Source organism: Pseudomonas sp. LB3P14 (assembly GCF_054898045.1).
In genome coordinates this window covers 3,398,353-3,415,447 of record NZ_CM142714.1, presented here as the reverse complement: position 1 = coordinate 3,415,447, position 17,095 = coordinate 3,398,353, and the positions used below count along the sequence as shown (strand labels likewise).

Here is a 17,095-nt window from a genome sequence, read left to right as displayed (position 1 = left end):
ATGAACCGGACACCGAACGCTGTGTTTCGTCGCTGTATCGCCATCATTACTGTGAACGTGCCCGAGGAGAAGACGTGGATTCCCGATTAAATGCTTTTCTTGAACGCGCCGATGCCGTTTTGGCCCGTATCGAACCGCTGCTGCCCGCACCTCGGCAAGCCATCGACTGGAACCACTGCCTGGCTGCACGCTGGCAGCGCGAGGGGCGCAGCGGTTTTCTGCTGCCGCTGCAAGTCAGCCTCGACATGCGTTTGTCCGACCTGATCGGCGTCGACCGGCAACTGGAGCAACTGGGGCGAAATACCCAACAGTTCCTCGACGCAATGCCGGCCAACCACGCGTTGCTCTGGGGCTCGCGCGGCACCGGTAAATCGTCGCTGGTTCGCGCCTTGCTGGCCGAACACGCCAAGGCGGGTTTGCGGCTGATCGAGATCGAACGCGATCACCTGGCAGACTTGCCGCGTGTGGTCGAACAAATCGCCAAGCTGCCTCAGCGTTTCGTGCTGTTCTGCGATGACCTGTCGTTCGAGTCGGGCGAGGGTGACTATCGGGTGCTCAAGAGCGTGCTCGACGGTTCTCTCGAACAGGCGCCGGATAACGTTTTGCTGTACGCCACTTCCAACCGTCGCCATCTGGTGCCGGAAAAGGAAAGCGATAACGAAAACTGGAAAAGGGTCGACGGCGAACTCCATCCCAGCGAGGCGGTGGAAGACAAGATTGCGCTGTCGGACCGTTTCGGATTATGGCTGTCGTTCTACCCGTTTACCCAGGAACACTTCCTCAACGTCGTCGAGCACTGGATCGGTCAACTGGCCGACAAGGCGGGCCTTAAATGGCAGCGAGATGAAGAGCTGGACATCCTCGCGGTTCGCTGGGCTACGGGCCGGGGTAATCGCAACGGGCGATGCGCGTATCAATTTGCCCGCTATTGGGTCGGGCTGAAGCTGTTGGAGCACAAGGCATGATCGATTTACAGAAGAGCGGCCAGGGCCTCGAAGGCTACGGCATGCTGTGGGCGCAATTGGAGTCATTGCTGGCGGACGAGCGGGATTTCATCGCTAACGCCGCGCAGTTCTCGGCGTTCCTGTACAACCAGCTCGATGACCTGAACTGGGCTGGGTTCTACCTCAATCGCAACGAAGAACTGGTACTCGGCCCTTTTCAAGGGCAGATCGCCTGCGTGCGGATTCCATTCGGTCGGGGCGTGTGCGGGGCTGCGGCGGCGACCTTGCAGACCCAGTTGGTCGAGGACGTGCACGCATTCCCCGGACACATCGCATGCGACAGCGCATCGAACAGCGAACTGGTGGTGCCACTCGTCAAGGACGGTCGATTGATTGGCGTGCTGGACCTCGACAGCCCGAAACTGGCGCGTTTTACCGCTGAAGATCAGGCGGGTATCGAGCAATTGGCGGCGATTTTCCTGCGCCTGACCGACTGCTGATCATGCCCTCAAGCCTGCCTTGACCAGCAGGCTAGACGGATCCACCGCATCGATTTGTTGGGGGTCGAGGAATCGATCGGCGTACTGCAAATATATTTGTGCGTTGATGAACAGCCCGAACAACTCAGAATCGATGTGGGCGTCCCGGCACATGGTGGCCATGATGCCCAGCGCTTCGCTCAACGACTTGGCTTTCTTGTAGGGGCGATCGGCGGCGGTCAGTGCTTCAAAAATATCGGCAATCGCCATCATCCGCGCCGGTAGGCTCATTTCTTCACGCTTCAACTGTTTGGGATACCCGGTGCCGTCCATTTTTTCATGGTGGCCGCCGGCGATCTCCGCGACGCTGTTGAGGTGGCCTGGGAAGGGCAGGTGGCTGAGCATCAGAATCGTCTGCACCATGTGGTGATTGATGATGTAACGCTCCTCGCGGGTCAGGGTGCCTCGGGCAATGCTCAGGTTGTAGAGCTCGCCCCGGTTGTACTTGTAGCGCGGCACATCGAGTTTGAACCCCCAGGGATTATCCTCCGGAATCAGTTCGGCTTCGGGTCGTTCGAACAGGTGCTCGGGTTTGTCCGCCAGCAACGGCTCGCTGACCGGCAGTGTCGGTGCCGGGGTTCGCCCCTGGCGCCGGTTCTCTTCCCAGGAAACGCCCAGCCGGTCATCCAGTGTTCGGGTCCAGGTGCGCTCGGCCATTTTGTGCAGGCGTTGCAGGTCGGACTCGGCCATCGCCTCGCCACCCAGGTTGCAGCGGGCAACGAACGCGAAGTCATCGTCCAGCCCCGCCAGAGTGGCGTTGCGCCGTTCGGCCAGGTGCTGCTCGTCACCGCCCAGGGCCATGGCTTGCCAGTAGTTGATCCAGACATCGCGCTTGAGCACTTCGAAACGGGTACGGATTTCGTGGATGCGGTCGTTAAGCGTTTCCAGCTTCGTGGCTTTATCGACCACGTATTCCGGCGTGGTGACCTTGCCGCAATCGTGTAGCCAGGCCGCGATGTGCAGCGCTTCCCATTCATCTTCGCTGGGTTGGTAGCCACTGAAGGCCGGGTCCTGGCTGGCCGCCGCGGCTTGGGCGAGCATCAGGGTCAGCGCCGGCACTCGCTGGCAGTGACCGCCGGTGTAGGGGCTTTTGGCGTCAATCGCACCGGCCAGCAGTTGAATGAAGGAGTCCAGCAGTTGTTTTTGTTTGGCTTGCAGACGCTGACTTTCAATACTCACGGCGGCCGCACCGGAGACGGCCTGGAGGAACGCGATGCGGTCCGGACGAAGTTTTTCCAGATCGCTCTGGTTGCCGGTATCGGCCAACAGCAGGATCAGCAGGCCCACGGTTTCGTTATGACGATTGTGCAGTCGAATACCGATCAGATGAACGCGGGGGCACTCCAGCGCAAGCAGCACCTTCTGCAAATCTCCGGCCTGTTCGAAACCAAGCGTGGTGACGACGTTGTCGGCATTCGACAGCTGCCGTAGCCATGCAGGGCTTTGCGGAGCCTGGAGTTCGTGTCCTCGAAGATCAAATGACGGCAATGCCTGTGAGGTGCCGTTAATGACCAGACCCTGCGGCGCCATGCGATCGCCATCGCTTTCGCGCAGGTAGATCAGACCGGCCTGGGCCTGGCCGATTTTCACAGTTTCAAACAACACGCGTTCCAGCAAGGGGGCAAAACGGACCTCGGCACTCAGGCTTTCGGTGATTTGGAAAAAGCTCGCCAGGGTGTCTTTCATGCGCGTCATCGACACGCTCAGTTGGTCGACTTCGAGCACGGGAGAGCGACGTGAGGCCGGAAAGTTGAAGTCGAAACTGCGAACCGCATCGGCCTCCCGCACCAGCGCGCGCAGGGGTTTAACCAGAATCCGAGAGGTCAGCCAACCCAGCGGCAGGCACAACAAAAGCGTGGCCAGGGTAATCAGCGCGCCTTGCCAGCGCATGCGGTAGGCATCGGCGAGCAATTCATCTTCCGGCACCAGCAGCGCCAGTTGCAGTCCCTGGGGGCCGCCCTCCTGCATGCTGCTGCGGGCAACGATCCATTGACGACCGGCGACATCCAGGCGGTTACCTTCGGGGGGATTGTTGAGCAATGCGCCAAGACTGGGGCTCAGGTCGGTGGCTTTGATCAGGCGGGCAGTCTGATCGTCAATGATCAGTTTGCTGCTGTCGGGATAAGCAATGGCATTGCCCTGGGCATCGAACAGCACAATTTCGGTACTGGGGGTCACCACATGTTTGGCAAGGGTCGCGGAGAGTTCCGCCAGGGTCAGATCGGCGCCTATGACGGCTTGTTCGCCGCTGCGCCGGGCCAGGGTGGTGCCGACATTGTGGGTGGAGAAAAAAATGTAGGGTTCGGTAGTGATCTGATCCCTGTCGCTGCGGGCGTTGGCATACCAGGCGCGGGTTCGCGGATCGTAGGTTTCGTCTGGATTGTCGTGGTGGCTGATGAGGGCCAGATCTTGATCAAAAAACAGTGATTGGAAGCGGGCCTTTGCGCTGTTGCCGGTTCGCTCAATGCTCCACACCTGATAAGCCGCAGTGTCCGGGGCATTGAGGAGTGTTTTCAGACCGGGGGTTCGCAAGGGCCGAACCATGAAGAAATCACCATTGTCGTAGCCCAGATACAGCGAGGCCAGGTCGGGGTTGTCCTTGAGTGACTGGCTGAAGGGTTTGAACAGCGCCAGGCGTTGCTCGAGGTCAGGTGCCAGCGTCGCCGGGTAATCCGCCAACAGGCTCAGCAGATGACGAATCGGCTCATAGGTGGTGTGCAGGTCCAGGCGGACGTCCTGCTCGATGCGGTTGAAGAGCTTTTCACTGCTGGAAAGAATGATCTGCGTGGTGTGCCGGTAGTTGAAAATGCCCAGTACCACTCCAGTCAGCATCAGCAGGAGAGTGAACATCACGCTGATATGGACGTGCAGGGGAAACCGCCGTTGATCCGGGCGCAGTGGGCTGGGCATTGCAGGTCTCTCCATGATGGTTAACACACTGCTCAGCGTCCAAGCATAGTTAAGGCTCTGTCATTCTGCTGTTGTCGTTTTGGCCAATCTGATGCTGCAAGGCTTGCTCCAGTTCGAGCATGGCGCGCTCTATAGCCTTGCTGCAATCGGCCACCTCGTCGTGATGGAACGCTTCATTGCAGGCCTTTTCCAGCGCCTCGCAGCTGTCGATCACCCGGGAGGCCTGGACGATTCGGGCGGCGCCCTTGATTTTGTGGGCGACGTCGAGAAATGACTGAGGGTCTTTGGAGCGGGACAGGGCCAGCAATTCTTGTCGGTCCAGACGGTTGCTGTTCAACAGTTCGGCCAGCAATCGCTGGTCCAATAGCGGATTTCCACCCGTCAAAAGACGCAGTCCTTGCAGGCTGAACGCCGGATCGCGGACGGTCGGCCTGATACCTTCAAGCCATTGACTCAAGGCTGTCAGGGTGAGGGGCTTGAACAGGCAGTCGTCCATCCCGGCTTGTTTGCAGCGTTGTATTTCTTCCGGTTGCGCGTTGGCGGTAAAACCCAGAACGGTACAGGGCGGGCGTTGCGTTTGTTGTTCCTGTCGGCGAATGGCGCGGGCCAGTTCGTATCCGTTCATGATCGGCATGTTGCAATCGACAATGACCAGATCGAACGGCTCTGCTTTCCACGCCTCGTATCCCGCTTCGCCATCCGCCTGGACGCTGAATCGATGCCCCAGAAACTCCAATTGCTGGCACATGAGCAAGCGATTGGCCGGGTGATCGTCGACCACCAGAACGTTCAAGGGGGACGTCGTGGAGTGTATGTGCGCTTCAACAGTCTCCGGCACGTGCTCGAGTGGCAGTGTTGCCAGGTGCAACGAAACCTCGACTTGAGTGCCCACACCCGGCTGGCTGCTCAATTGCAGGCTGCCACCCATCATCTCGCACAGGCTGCGGCTGATCACCAGACCCAGTCCTGCGCCACCTCTGTCTGATTGTGCGCAGTTATCGGCTTGAGCGAAGGGTTCGAATAACCGCTGCTGATCCTGTTCGCTGATTCCTATGCCACTGTCCTGAACGTGCAGCAGCATCTGAACCCGCTTGGGTTCGGCGGTGGGCTGCAGGTCGACGATGATCCGGACCTGGCCGTGCTCGGTAAACTTGATGGCGTTGCTGACTAGGTTGGACAGCACCTGCTTGAAACGCATCGGGTCCAACAGGACATCAAACTCCGAATTGGCAGGGCGGAATTCCAGCAGCAGTCGGAGATTTTTCTGGCGCGCCAGTCCATCGAAGACCCGCACGACCGAGCTCACGATTTCACTTGGATTGACGCGTTCAGGGCTCAGGCTAAGACGCCCGGATTCGATCCGTGCAATGTCGAGAATGTCCCCGATCAGTTCCAGCAGGTCCTTCGCCGAGTTGTACGCCACATCGATGGCCGGGCGATCCGGGTGCTCATGATCGATACGCTTGAGCGTCAGTTCGAGCATGCCGATGACCGCGTTCATCGGGGTGCGGATCTCATGGCTCATGGTCGCCAGAAACGTGCTTTTGGCCCGGTTGGCTTCATCGGCGCGCTCTTTCGCGCAGCGCAGCTCATCGAACAGTTGCCGCCGTTCGCTGATGTCGATCCAGCCGCCGATGATGCCTTGCACTTCACCGCTCGAATCACGGTAGGGAAGAATCCAGTGGTAAATCGTCAGCCTGCGGCCGCCGATGTGCAACGCGCGGTCGAGAATCAGCGGTATACCCTCGGCCACGACACGTTGGTAATCGGCCTGATATTCCCGGGCTTCGAACGCATTGCTCATGTTGCCCTGCATGACGCTTTTGCCGATTACGTCTTCACGTTTCGCGCAGAAGGCCTCCAGGTAACTGTCGTTGCAGCTTTGCAGCAGTCCCTGGCGATCGCGTACATAGATGGGATGAGGCGTACCGTTGACCAGCGATCGCATGAATTCGAGTTGATCGTTCAACGCGCGCTCGGCCGCCTGACGCTGCTTTATCTGGCGACGCATGTAAGCGTTCCAGGCAAAGGAAATCAGCAGCAGCACCCCGGCACCGATAACGATTTGGTAGAACAGTCGGTGATAGAGGCGCCAGGTACTTTGTGAAGACGCCGAATAGCCACGCCAGCGGCTGTTGATGATGCCCAGTTCTTGCGGCTCAATGCTCAGCAGCGCCTTGTTGAGGATGGCGTTCAGTTCTTTGGCATCTCGGCCTGTGGCCAGGGAGAACGCGGCCTGCCGGGTACCGATAGTGGTACTGATTTGAAGTGTGTGCTCGAAGAGCCGCGATGAGATGAAGTAGTTGGCAATCACCAGTGAGTTCACCGCGCCGTCTGCCTTGCCCTCGGCCAGCAACTCCACGGCGCTGAACGCGTCCGGTGTTTCAATCAGCTTGATCTGTGGAAACTCGCTGCGCAGGTAATCCACCAGGGGATTGCCTACGGCGATTGCCAGGTGTTTGTCCTGTAACTGCGCAAGGCTTGTCGGGCTGTCGGCGGCTTTGCGAGTCAGCAAGACAAAGGAGTTTTGCAGATAGGGGCGGGTGAAGTTCAGCGTCGTTTCACGTTGGGCGCTGGGGAGCAGGGCGGCGATCAAGTCGGCCTTATTGTCCCTGATCTGCTCGATCATCTCGTCATCGCTGCGGCTGCGATGGACGTCGAAGCGCAACCCGGTGCGCAACCTGATCAGCTCGAGCAAGTCCGCGGTAACCCCGCGAAAGTTGTTATTGCTGTCGAAAAACGTCAGCGGCGCAAAGGCCTCGTTGACCACCACACGGACTACCGGATGTTGCGCCAGCCAGCGTTCCTCGTTGTGGGTGAGCTGCAGTTTTTGATCGGTGAGCAGAATGTCACTGCCGGCACTCCAGCGTTTGGCGATGTTATCGCGTTCGCTGGTGGGGATCGCCCAGAGCATTGCGTTGATGATCCCGAGCAATTGCGGGTTGTCCTTGTGCACGGCAAAGCTGAAACCGTGGGCTTCGTGTTTGCCGAAGTTGGCCATGCGGATGTTGTTCAGATAGCCCTTGTTGATCATGTAATGGGTGGAAATTGTGTCACCCAGAAAAACATCAGCCTGGTCGAAGGCCACTGCATTGATCGCATTCTGGTAAGACGGAAAGGACGTGATGATCGCCCTCGGATACATTGCCTTGACTTCTTCCAGCGGCAAATAGTGATACACCATGCTCAGCCGTAGACCGGCCAGGCCATCGGTCAAGGATCTGGTTTCTCCTTCGCGTGTCACCAGAACCGGCTGATCTACGGCGTAGGGTGTGGAAAGTACAATGTCGGTGTTATGCGCTTCGAATCCATTGGCGCTACCCAGCAAGTCGACCTCGCCGTTTTCGAGTGCTTCGATTGCGGCCTCCCGGGACGCAAAGCGCATAACCTTGATTGGCAAACCGGTTGATGTACCCAGGATGCCCGCGTAATCGGCGGTATAACCTTCGTAGTCGTGACCACGGGTGGTCAGGTCGAAAGGGGGGTAGTCCGGGGCTGATGTGCCAAGGATCAGTTCCCGTTTATTCTTGATCCATTGTCGTTGTGATGTATCCAGTTGGACTTCCTGGTGTCCGGTCATTGAGCGACTGAGCAGGGTGTAGTTCTCGCTGACGGTCTGCCCAGCGAGCACTGAGGTGCTCAGGCATAAACCGGCGGCCATCAGTGTCAGATAATCCTTTATACGACTGGGCATCCTGTCTCTCACACTAATGCGTTACGTTTTGCCATATCGATGAGTTCAACCAAAGATTTGGCTTTGAGTTTTTGCATGAGGCGTTTTTTGTAAGTGCTGACAGTCTTGTTGCTCAGAAACATACCTTTGGCAATTTCCTTGTTGGTGCGGCCTTGGGCAAAGAGTTGCAATACCATCAGTTCTCGGTCATTGACCGACTTGAACAGTTCCAGGTCGGCGAAGCGCGCGTCATCACTACGAACAGGATTCAAGGCCTGACTTGGGAAATAGTTGTAACCTGACAATACGGCTTTTATAGCACTGACCAGTTCACTCAGATCTTCCTGTTTGCACACATAGCCAGATGCGCCGGATTGCATGCAGCGAATACCAAAAAGTGTCGGGCACTGTGCTGTTAACACCAATGTTTTGAGGCGGGTACTCATTGCGTTGAATCGGGCGAGAACTTCCAGGCCATCCAGTTTGGGAATGCTGATGTCAAGAATGACCAGGTCGGGCGTGCATTCGCGAACCATCTGCATGGCGTCGACCCCATTATCAGTTTCGCCGACGACTTTGTAACCTTCATGTTCAAGCAACATTCTGACGGCAAGGCGGATGACCGGGTGATCGTCGACAATAAAAACGGAGTTCATAATCAAATCCCATACGAGCTCAAATAAAGCGCGCACCTTAGCTCAGATAGTTGAGGTGACGCATGAACTGACGGACCTGTAGCGGCAATATAGGATGATTCCTACAGATGAAGAAGAATCGGACTACGTATCAACTGGATTTTTTATGAAGAAGGATGAAGTTTGTTGAGGGTTAGTCGAGATGTTGCAAGTATTGATTTGTAAGTTTTGAGTTGTGTTTGTGCTGCATTTTTAGTGTGTTTAGTATGCGTTTTTTACAATGAAGCTAAGGTCAACAAGTTTCTAAATTCTGATTGTTTCAACGGTTTGATCAAGTAACCCAACAATGGCAGCCCGTAGTCGTTGGCCTTTTTTTCAAGTTTGTCCAGTTCCGCGGAGGTCAGGCTACTTAACAGTATTGCCTGTCTAATCATCCCCCGGTGGCTGGCGAATTCGACCAGGTCAAGCCCGGAGAGGTCGGGCAGACATTGATCGCATAAAAGAATATCAAACGGTTGCACAGCCTTGAGCATTTGTTGCAGCGCGCCATCGGCACTGTCGGTGGTGGTCAGTTGGGTGAAACCGTAACTCTCAAGCAGGTATTGAGTCGCCTTGAGTTGAAAGGGATGATCTTCCACCAGCAAGATGCGCAGATCGTCTTTGAACATAGGATTATTCACGCTTCTTCTGTCGAACTGAGGGAAGCGGGATTATTTCGCGAGGTTACTGAATAATCGATCAGTTAGCTCAGCACATGTTGTAGGGGGATTCGGCGAACGTTGAGTGCACTTGGGTTTTGAGAGGTAAATCAGCCATCGCAGGCAGTGTAATGGCTGATCAACCGGGTCTCATCAGTGGCTCGAACGACCGGTCATCTCCAGAGCCATTTCGCTCGCGTAGCTGTCGGTCATACCGGCGATGAAGTCAATCATCCGTAGAAACGAGGTGTGCAATGGGCCGTTAGGATCGGGTGCATTGTTGCCCAACAGGTCGAGGATGCGGCGACTCTTGAAGGATGGCGTTCGACCGTTATGCTGTTCCAGTGCCGCGCCGCAGAAGGCGTTGAGCAGGATTTCCAGCGTGGTGTATGCACCGATTTCATGCAGGGTCTTGCGCTTGTCCTGGAAGATTTTTTTGCGCGCCATGTCCTTGGCATTCAGTACGCAACGCTTGGCAGGACCGTGCATGTGCTCCACCAGATCACCGGGCAACGTGCCGGCCAGCAACGCATCCTGTTGCTCGACAAAGGCGCGGGCTGCGGCGTTGGTCAGGTGTTCAATGGCTTTGCCTCGCAGGATCGCCAGTTTGCGCCGACGCGAATCCTGTGGACCGAGCTGGCGATAGGTTTCCGGCAGATCGTCACCCACGAGGTCCAGCAACAGGGACTCGACTTCGGCGTATTCCAGCAACTCCATCTCCAGGCCATCTTCCAGATCGATCAGCGCGTAGCAGATGTCATCGGCAGCCTCCATCAGATACACGAGCGGATGGCGCGCCCAGCGTTGTTCCTCGAGTTGCGGCAGACCGAGTTTATGGGCGATCTGTTCCAGTAGCGGCAATTCGCTCTGATAGCAGCCGAACTTGTGTTTCTTGTAGCCCAGTGAATCCGCGTGTTTTGCAGTCCATGGATACTTCAGATAAGTACCCAGCGTGGCGTAGGTCAGCCGGGTGCCGCCGTCGAACTGGTGATATTCCAGCTGGGTGAGTACCCGAAAGCCCTGGGCATTGCCTTCGAAGTTGAGGAAGTCATCGCGTTCGACTTCGCTCATTGCATCCAGCCAGCCACGGCCGGCGGCTTGCTGGAACCAGTGGCGAATCGCGTCTTCGCCGGAGTGGCCGAAGGGCGGATTACCGATGTCATGGGCCAGGCAAGCCGATTGCACCACCATCCCCAGGTCGCTGGGCTCGCACCAGTCGGGCAGGGCGCTGCGGATGGTTTCGCCGACGCGCATGCCCAGCGAACGGCCGACGCAGCTGACTTCCAGCGAGTGGGTCAGGCGCGTGTGGATATGATCGTTGCTGGTGACCGGATGGACCTGGGTCTTACGCCCGAGGCGGCGGAACGCTCCCGAGAAAATGATGCGGTCGTGGTCTTTGTGGAAAGGGCTGCGGCCGAGTTCTTCCGGGCTGTGCAGAGGCTTTCCGAGGCGTTCGCGGGTAAGCAGGGTTTGCCAATCCAAGGCTGGTTCGCTCCGTCAGGTGACTGAGCCCCTAGCTTCCCGTTTCGCACCGGTGCCTGCAAGTGGAACTACAGCCCGACGGCGTCAATATCGATGAGCAGCAGTCGCTCACCGTTGTCGAAAAATTGCCCGGCGGTGAGGCAGTACTGGTTGCTGGTGGCGTCGCGGTAAGTATTGGAAAGCGTCAGCCTGCGCTCATCCCAACCCTCTGCCAGCAGGTGATAGAAGTAGGGACGCCATGACCAGTTGTGGCCCAGGTAGCGGTTGTCAGCCTCCCAGCCGTTATTGCGCCATTCAAGGTTGGGCGTCAGCTGCGTGCCGTGGCGGTCGCATTGATAGAAGCGCAACAGCCAAGGGAATGCATCCAGTTGTGGCAAGGCGCTGAGCGGTGCACGGGCCTGAGCCCATTCTTGCAGGATGGCCATCAGCTCGCTGAGTTGCTGGCGCATGATCATCAGGCGTCCGCGCTCAGCCAGCTTCTGCTGAACATAGCGCTGACGCAGCTGAGCGAAGCGCTCGACAAAGGCGTCCGTGGCAAAGAAATCGGCTTGCGCCCGGGCGAACAGAAAACCCTGGACGTAGCGCGAACCGCATTCCAGGGCAAAATTCAGTTGAGCTTCGGTTTCCACCCCTTCAGCGATGATCCAGCAACCGGTTTTCTCCGCCATTTGCGCCAGAGCCTTGACCACGTCGCTGCTCGGTCCACCTAACGCAGCGGCCTGGAACAAGCGCATGTCGAGTTTGAGAATGTCCGGTTGCAGCGCAAGTACGCGATCAAGCTGAGAGTAACCGGCACCGAAATCATCGATGGCGATCCGCGCGCCAGCCTGTCGGTAGCGTGCCACGACATCGGCCAGGCGCTGAATATCGCCCCCCAGTTCGGTGATCTCGAAGACAATGCGTTGCGGGTCAACGTTGTGCCTGCTCAATTGCTTGAGGCTCGGTAGGGCCTGGTCCTGCCGCAAGCGGTTGATCCAGCGTGGCGATATGTTCAGGCTCAGAAACCAGTCCGAGGGCGCTTCATGCAGACGGCTCAGCGCGTTATCGCGGATCAGGCGATCCAGACGACGCAGCGCGATAGCGGGCGTTCGCGGGTCGGCGAACAGCGGCCCCACCGAGGCCAGTTGACCGTCGGCCTGGCGCAATCGGCCGAGTGCCTCGACGCCAGCGATGCGGCCGGTAGCGGTATCAATGAATGGCTGAAAGCAGGCGAGCGGTTGCCCGTCGATCACGAGGCCTCCTTGGTCAGGTCTTGTTCTTGGATAAAACCTGGTCACCGGTCAGGCACGCAGGATTGAACCCCTCGATAAAGAGGTTCATCCCGGTGATGTTGCAAGAATGCAGCCAGAGGATGGCTTTAGCGGTTGTGCGAAGAACCCTGCATGACCAGCTTGATCAGCGGCCCCAGCGTGGTGCCCAGACGAACCAGTCGAGTGAGGCTGCTGATGCCACCGCTCTTGGCGCCCTTGCCAGTCAAAAATCCCAGCAAGGTGACGGCTGCCACGCCCCAGAGTGGGGCGTGCTTGATGCCGAAACCATCGTGCAGGGTTTGCGTCATCCCGCGCATGCGCTGCAAGGGTTGCAGCAATTCCCGGGATTCGTGGCGCATTTCCTGGCGATGCATTTCCATGCGCAAGCGGATCAGCGCCTTGCGCATTTCTGTACGCGAGCTGTTGTGAGGCAGTTCAGGCAGATTCATGGCAGCAGGCGCTCCCGATCATTGGCCAATTCTTCCAGGGTGCCGTGGAAGGGCGAGGATTCATCGAAAATCGCCGCTCTCAAGCGCATTGCACAGAATATGGCCGCGAGTGTGTAGAACACGCAGAGCCCAATGATGGCCGCCAGGCGATAGGTGTCCCAAAACAGGATCAACACCAGCGTCGACAACCCCACCAGTAAGAGCAAGGCAAAAACCAGCGCCAGGCCTGCAAACAGCAACAGGCTTACAGTGCGCGCTTTTTGCTCCTGCAATTCGATGCCGAATAGTTCGACATGGCTGTGCAGCAGTCCAAGAAAAGCGGCACCCAGGCGCCGCGGTGAGGAGCTTGGGCCCGTCGCGGACGAGCCGGATTCGCCGATCGCCATATCAGCGCCGCGTTGCCAGCAAACCAATCAGGAAACCTACGCCAGCCGCGATGCCGACCGATTGCCATGGGTTTGCCTGAACGTAATCTTCGGTGGCGGTGACGGCTGCCTGGCCGCGTTCGCGCAGGGAATCTTCGGTCAATTTCAAGGTTTCGCGGGCACGCAACAGACTGTCGTGGATCTGCTCGCGCAACTCATCGGCCTGATCGCCGGCCAGGGATGCGGTGTGTTCCAGCAACCGTTCGGTGTCGCTGACCAGTGTTTGAAAATCGGTCATCAGGATCTCTTGAGCAGTCTTTGCCTTGATGCTGGCCATGGGTGGATCTCCGTAAGTGGCTTCTGTTGCTTTCGAGTATGAGCCTTGCGCGAAGGTTCAGTACAAATGACTGGTACAACTTTTGCTACGTCGTGGTGCATCTGCCTGCGCCGTTGCGCTGTTGCTGGGCATGATTTCAAGAAAAACCTTAACTCAAACAATCAAAACCCGCGCAAACGTCCCGGTCTTGATTTGCCTTCATGAATTTTGTGCGCCAGCTTCCATGATTTCGCCGGCTCGGTCGTGGTCCACGCCATGGGCGGTTGGCTGGCCCTGGCAGCGGTGTTGTTGCTCGGGCCGCGGCAAGGTCGCTATCGCGAAGGGCGCCTGGTGGCGTTCGCGCCCTCGAGCATTCCCTTTCTGGCGTTGGGGTCGTGGATCCTGATCGTTGGCTGGTTCGGTTTCAACGTGATGAGCGCGCAAACCCTGCAAGGTGTCAGTGGACTGGTGGCGGTGAACTCGTTGATGGCCATGGTCGGCGGTACCGTGGCGGCGCTGATCGTCGGGCGCAATGACCCGGGTTTTCTGCATAACGGCCCGCTGGCCGGGTTGGTGGCGATCTGCGCCGGTTCCGATCTGATGCATCCGGTGGGGGCACTGGTGACGGGCGCTATCGCCGGGGCTCTGTTCGTCTGGTGCTTTACCGCGGCCCAGGGCAAATGGCATATCGATGATGTGTTGGGGGTTTGGCCGTTGCATGGTTTGTGTGGCGTCTGGGGCGGGATCGCCTGCGGCATCTTCGGTCAAAGTGCCATGGGCGGTTTGGGCGGCGTCAGCCTGATCAGTCAGTTGATCGGCACGGCACTGGGCGTGGTCGTGGCGCTGGCCGGCGGTTTTACGGTGTATGGCGTGATCAAGGCGTTCCATGGTTTGCGCCTGAGTCAGGAAGAAGAGTATTACGGTGCGGACTTGTCGGTGCACAAGATTGGCGCCGTCAGCCAGGATTAGATGTCCCGCCTCAACGCGGCTGATGTGCGTCAGCGTATTGCCGCAGTCCGTTGCCGTTCATGGTTCAAGGGTCGAGTATTCAATGGCTCGACGGCTTTTCGGGGCGGGCCTAGAATGGTTACTTAATTTTTTTCGGTTGAGCGCTCATGCTTCCTGAATGTCAGCTGTTCGGCACCGTTGGGTGTCATCTCTGTGAAGTGGCTGAAGCCATGCTGATGGAATTTGTCGAGCGTGAGGGTCTGCTGGTGGAGCTGGTGGATATCGCTGACGACGAAACATGGTTCGAAGCTTACAGTCTGCGTATTCCGGTGTTACGACGGGTCGATACCGGCGCTGAGTTGGCCTGGCCATTCAGTGCCGAGCAAGTGGTGGCACTCCTGAGTTGATCAGTTTTTGTGGCGGCGAATTTCCCGGCTGTCGAACTTTGCGATTGATCCCTTGGCTTTACCTCTACTGTTCGGATACTGTATGCGCATACAGTTATGCGTAATGCCTGCCTTGCGCAGGCGGTCCGGGCGGGAGAGGGATGAATCGTGGTCAATGTCGAACAATTGAAGAACAGCGTGAACCGGATGTCGGCGGACGTGGTGCGCGAGGCTGTCCTCGAATTGCGTCTGGATGGCCTGGTGACAGAAGGAAAAACCCCTTTCAACAAACTGCATTTCAATACCTGTTTCGCCGAAATCGAAGCCTTGTTCCAGCGCGCGGGCTATCACCGGCAGCTGGATGTCGTGGGTTATCAGGGGTTGTTGTACGCGCTTTATGATCCCGGTCGCTGGGAAGCGGTCGATGTGTTGCGCTGGCTCAAGGAATTCACCGAAGCGGCAGCGCGCACGCAGATACCGGCTTGAGGATTCTCTTCTAGGTTCGTTCCGGCCGCTGTTGGATAATGCTGCCCTGTATTGAGGGTTAGAGCTTTTCGTATGTCCACTTCATCTTTTTCTGCTGCACACAACCAGGCCAGCACGCTCTACTTGCCGCCTGGCCCGTGGCAGACCGTACTCGATTGTCTGTGCGAACACTTCAGTGCCATCGGCCGTGAACAATGGCTGGACAGAATCGCCCGCGGTCGTGTGCTTGATGGGCATGGCATGCCCATCGCCCTGGACTTGCCCTACAAGGAAGGTTTGCGGATTCACTATTTTCGCGAAGTGCCGGACGAAAAACCGATCCCGGTGGTTGAGTCGATTCTGCACGCGGATGAACATCTGGTAGTGGCGGACAAGCCGCATTTTCTGCCAGTGACTCCGGCGGGTGAATACGTAGAGCAGACCCTGTTGCGACGGCTGATACGTCGACTCGATAACCCGCATCTGGTGCCATTGCATCGCATTGACCGTCACACGGCGGGGCTGGTGCTGTTTTCCGCCAACCCTCAGAGCCGTTCGGCGTATCAGTCGTTGTTTCCTAGGCGGCAGATCGAAAAGCGCTACGAGGCAATTGCCCGAGCGTTACCTGAACTCTCTTTTCCATTGGTCCATAAGAGCCGGCTCATCGATGGCGAGCCTTTCTTCCGCATGCAGGAAGGTCCTGGCGTCAGCAATACCGAGACGGCAGTCGAGGTCAGGGAGAAGAACGGTGACCTTTGGCGTTATGCGCTTTACCCGGTGACGGGCAAGAAACATCAGTTGCGGGTGCACATGACAGCCTTGGGCGCCAGTATCTGCAACGACCCGTTTTATCCGCAGGTACTCAAGGATGTTGAGGATGACTATGCCAATCCTTTGAAACTGCTCGCTCAGGGGCTACGGTTTGTGGATCCGGTCACCGGCCAGGAAAGAGTATTCGAAAGTACCATCACCCTGCAGTGGTGATTGCGAGTTCAGCAAATCGGCTGATCTTCAGCCACGAAAAAGCCCGCATAAAGCGGGCTTTTTCATATCCGGTTGTCACCGCAAAAATTACAGCTCCTTAACGGTACGAACCTGATCCTTGTTGATGCGGGTCTGCTTGCCATCCAGTTGTTCGAATTCGTAGAAACCCGAATCCTTATCGAACTTTGGAGCGTCGACAGCCTGGATTTCTCGACCGTCATTCAAGGTGATCACTGTAGGCGATGCACAACCGGCGAGGGTAGCGAGGCCCAGTGCGAGCATGAAAGTGGCGAGGGTCCGTTGAGTCATGAGTGTGTCTCCGAATATGAATTCTTTTGGTTGCTGAGCTTGAGACGTGTACAGCGCGCGCAAGTTCCTTCTCCTGTCAGTCTGACACAGTGTTGGGGGCACTTAACAGTTCTGGTGTGTTGAGGTTGGCCAGGCGCGGGTCATTGTCGGGGCATTGCAGGGCGGTAGCACCCAGTTTGCGCATGAGGCGACCCGGGCTGCGTTCGCCGTCGTTCCAGGCACTGTCGAAATCTGCCAAGAGTGCCACGGGGATAATGCACAACAAGGGTTCCCAGTGTTCGTCATGGCGCAGCATCAGCGGTTGGTCCGGGTGCTGGCTGGCGGTTTCGCGCATGCTATTGAGCAGCACGGCATCGATGCGCGGTACGTCACAAGGCAGCACCAGCAGATGCGCATGGCGGGCGACCTTCAAGCCTGCGCGAATACCGGCCAGGGGGCCTGGAAAGTCGCCTTCATCGTCATGAACCAGCTGGTCGGCGTAGGGCGCGTACTTTTCCAGGTTTCTGTTGCAGGAGATGATCAGGTCATCGCTCAGCGAACGGGTCTTGCGGTGCAAGTGGGCAATCAGTGGCTCGCCGTGCCATTCCAGCAACCCTTTGTCCTGTCCGCCCATGCGTTGGCCGCGACCACCTGCCAGGAGCAGAATGGAACAGGACGGCAAAAGTGTGTTCGAGGTCATGGCAGGTCTCCATGGGGGCGGCGAAAAAATGAGGCGCTGTGATATAACACCGGGCTGTTTCTC

The 17,095-nt window shown here is 57.6% G+C and carries 16 protein-coding genes and 1 pseudogene; 6 read left to right on the top strand and 11 right to left on the bottom strand.

Going from position 1 to position 17,095, the window contains the following annotated elements:
• Positions 1 to 74 precede the first annotated feature (74 nt).
• Positions 75 to 965, top strand: coding sequence for an ATP-binding protein (locus ACYZT5_RS15815; protein ID WP_462051911.1), 891 nt, complete (start codon positions 75 to 77; stop codon positions 963 to 965).
• Positions 962 to 1,444, top strand: coding sequence for a GAF domain-containing protein (locus tag ACYZT5_RS15810; protein ID WP_046054403.1), 483 nt, complete (start codon positions 962 to 964; stop codon positions 1,442 to 1,444). The genes ACYZT5_RS15815 and ACYZT5_RS15810 overlap by 4 nt, the downstream gene beginning before the upstream one ends.
• Here ACYZT5_RS15810 and ACYZT5_RS15805 read toward each other — a convergent pair whose 3' ends face one another.
• The 9 genes from ACYZT5_RS15805 to ACYZT5_RS15765 all read right to left on the bottom strand — a co-directional run bounded on the left by ACYZT5_RS15805 (position 1,445) and on the right by ACYZT5_RS15765 (position 13,282).
• On the bottom strand, positions 1,445 to 4,393 hold the full coding sequence (locus ACYZT5_RS15805) for an HD domain-containing phosphohydrolase (RefSeq protein ID WP_462051910.1): 2,949 nt from the start codon (positions 4,391 to 4,393) through the stop codon (positions 1,445 to 1,447). It abuts the gene before it with no gap.
• Positions 4,394 to 4,442: 49 nt separating this feature from the next.
• A complete protein-coding gene (locus ACYZT5_RS15800) occupies positions 4,443 to 8,087 on the bottom strand; it encodes a transporter substrate-binding domain-containing protein (protein ID WP_462051909.1) in 3,645 nt (1,214 codons plus the stop codon).
• 8 nt (positions 8,088 to 8,095) lie between these two features.
• A complete protein-coding gene (locus ACYZT5_RS15795) occupies positions 8,096 to 8,722 on the bottom strand; it encodes a response regulator (protein WP_449644135.1) in 627 nt (208 codons plus the stop codon).
• Positions 8,723 to 8,976: 254 nt separating this feature from the next.
• The gene (locus tag ACYZT5_RS15790; protein WP_462051908.1) at positions 8,977 to 9,369 is read right to left on the bottom strand and encodes a response regulator; all 393 of its coding nucleotides are present in this window, start codon (positions 9,367 to 9,369) and stop codon (positions 8,977 to 8,979) included.
• A 183-nt stretch (positions 9,370 to 9,552) separates the two neighbouring features.
• Positions 9,553 to 10,881 carry a deoxyguanosinetriphosphate triphosphohydrolase gene (locus ACYZT5_RS15785; protein WP_462051907.1) on the bottom strand — a complete coding sequence of 443 codons (1,329 nt, stop codon included), beginning with the start codon at positions 10,879 to 10,881 and terminating at the stop codon, positions 9,553 to 9,555.
• A 68-nt stretch (positions 10,882 to 10,949) separates the two neighbouring features.
• Complete coding sequence (locus tag ACYZT5_RS15780; RefSeq protein ID WP_462051906.1) at positions 10,950 to 12,113, bottom strand: EAL domain-containing protein; 1,164 nt, start codon at positions 12,111 to 12,113, stop codon at positions 10,950 to 10,952.
• A gap of 125 nt (positions 12,114 to 12,238) precedes the next feature.
• Complete coding sequence (locus ACYZT5_RS15775; RefSeq protein WP_462051905.1) at positions 12,239 to 12,580, bottom strand: hypothetical protein; 342 nt, start codon at positions 12,578 to 12,580, stop codon at positions 12,239 to 12,241.
• Positions 12,577 to 12,966 carry a phage holin family protein gene (locus ACYZT5_RS15770; protein WP_008145878.1) on the bottom strand — a complete coding sequence of 130 codons (390 nt, stop codon included), beginning with the start codon at positions 12,964 to 12,966 and terminating at the stop codon, positions 12,577 to 12,579. The genes ACYZT5_RS15775 and ACYZT5_RS15770 overlap by 4 nt, the downstream gene beginning before the upstream one ends.
• A 1-nt stretch (position 12,967) precedes the next feature.
• On the bottom strand, positions 12,968 to 13,282 hold the full coding sequence (locus ACYZT5_RS15765; protein WP_034151323.1) for an ElaB/YgaM/YqjD family protein: 315 nt from the start codon (positions 13,280 to 13,282) through the stop codon (positions 12,968 to 12,970).
• Between the two features lie 213 nt (positions 13,283 to 13,495).
• On the opposite strand from ACYZT5_RS15765, the pseudogene ACYZT5_RS15760 reads away from it, so the two are divergent.
• The 4 genes and pseudogenes from ACYZT5_RS15760 to ACYZT5_RS15745 form a co-directional block, all read left to right on the top strand.
• A pseudogene (locus tag ACYZT5_RS15760) lies at positions 13,496 to 14,230 on the top strand (ammonium transporter); the annotation flags it as partial.
• 146 nt (positions 14,231 to 14,376) lie between these two features.
• Positions 14,377 to 14,616, top strand: coding sequence for a glutaredoxin family protein (locus ACYZT5_RS15755; RefSeq protein ID WP_462051904.1), 240 nt, complete (start codon positions 14,377 to 14,379; stop codon positions 14,614 to 14,616).
• Positions 14,617 to 14,763: 147 nt separating this feature from the next.
• Complete coding sequence (locus ACYZT5_RS15750) at positions 14,764 to 15,081, top strand: hypothetical protein (RefSeq protein WP_008145883.1); 318 nt, start codon at positions 14,764 to 14,766, stop codon at positions 15,079 to 15,081.
• Positions 15,082 to 15,153: 72 nt separating this feature from the next.
• Positions 15,154 to 16,044, top strand: a complete 891-nt coding sequence (locus ACYZT5_RS15745; protein ID WP_462051903.1) for a pseudouridine synthase — start codon at positions 15,154 to 15,156, stop codon at positions 16,042 to 16,044.
• Positions 16,045 to 16,131: 87 nt separating this feature from the next.
• On the opposite strand, the gene ACYZT5_RS15740 is transcribed toward ACYZT5_RS15745, so the two are convergent.
• On the bottom strand, positions 16,132 to 16,353 hold the full coding sequence (locus ACYZT5_RS15740) for a YgdI/YgdR family lipoprotein (RefSeq protein WP_033059146.1): 222 nt from the start codon (positions 16,351 to 16,353) through the stop codon (positions 16,132 to 16,134).
• A gap of 76 nt (positions 16,354 to 16,429) precedes the next feature.
• A complete protein-coding gene (gene mobA / locus ACYZT5_RS15735) occupies positions 16,430 to 17,032 on the bottom strand; it encodes a molybdenum cofactor guanylyltransferase MobA (RefSeq protein ID WP_462051902.1) in 603 nt (200 codons plus the stop codon).
• Positions 17,033 to 17,095: the final 63 nt, after the last annotated feature.

Excerpts from the sequence above, each read along its gene's own strand:
- ACYZT5_RS15770 (WP_008145878.1), bottom strand. The coding sequence starts at position 12,966 with ATGGCGATCGGCGAATCCGGCTCGTCCGCGACGGGCCCAAGCTCCTCA.
- ACYZT5_RS15775 (WP_462051905.1), bottom strand. The coding sequence starts at position 12,580 with ATGAATCTGCCTGAACTGCCTCACAACAGCTCGCGTACAGAAATGCGC.
- ACYZT5_RS15810 (WP_046054403.1), top strand. The coding sequence starts at position 962 with ATGATCGATTTACAGAAGAGCGGCCAGGGCCTCGAAGGCTACGGCATG.
- ACYZT5_RS15800 (WP_462051909.1), bottom strand. The coding sequence starts at position 8,087 with ATGCCCAGTCGTATAAAGGATTATCTGACACTGATGGCCGCCGGTTTA.
- ACYZT5_RS15805 (WP_462051910.1), bottom strand. The coding sequence starts at position 4,393 with ATGCCCAGCCCACTGCGCCCGGATCAACGGCGGTTTCCCCTGCACGTC.
- ACYZT5_RS15765 (WP_034151323.1), bottom strand. The coding sequence starts at position 13,282 with ATGGCCAGCATCAAGGCAAAGACTGCTCAAGAGATCCTGATGACCGAT.
- mobA (WP_462051902.1), bottom strand. The coding sequence starts at position 17,032 with ATGACCTCGAACACACTTTTGCCGTCCTGTTCCATTCTGCTCCTGGCA.
- ACYZT5_RS15790 (WP_462051908.1), bottom strand. The coding sequence starts at position 9,369 with ATGTTCAAAGACGATCTGCGCATCTTGCTGGTGGAAGATCATCCCTTT.
- ACYZT5_RS15795 (WP_449644135.1), bottom strand. The coding sequence starts at position 8,722 with ATGAACTCCGTTTTTATTGTCGACGATCACCCGGTCATCCGCCTTGCC.
- ACYZT5_RS15755 (WP_462051904.1), top strand. The coding sequence starts at position 14,377 with ATGCTTCCTGAATGTCAGCTGTTCGGCACCGTTGGGTGTCATCTCTGT.
- ACYZT5_RS15745 (WP_462051903.1), top strand. The coding sequence starts at position 15,154 with ATGTCCACTTCATCTTTTTCTGCTGCACACAACCAGGCCAGCACGCTC.
- ACYZT5_RS15740 (WP_033059146.1), bottom strand. The coding sequence starts at position 16,353 with ATGACTCAACGGACCCTCGCCACTTTCATGCTCGCACTGGGCCTCGCT.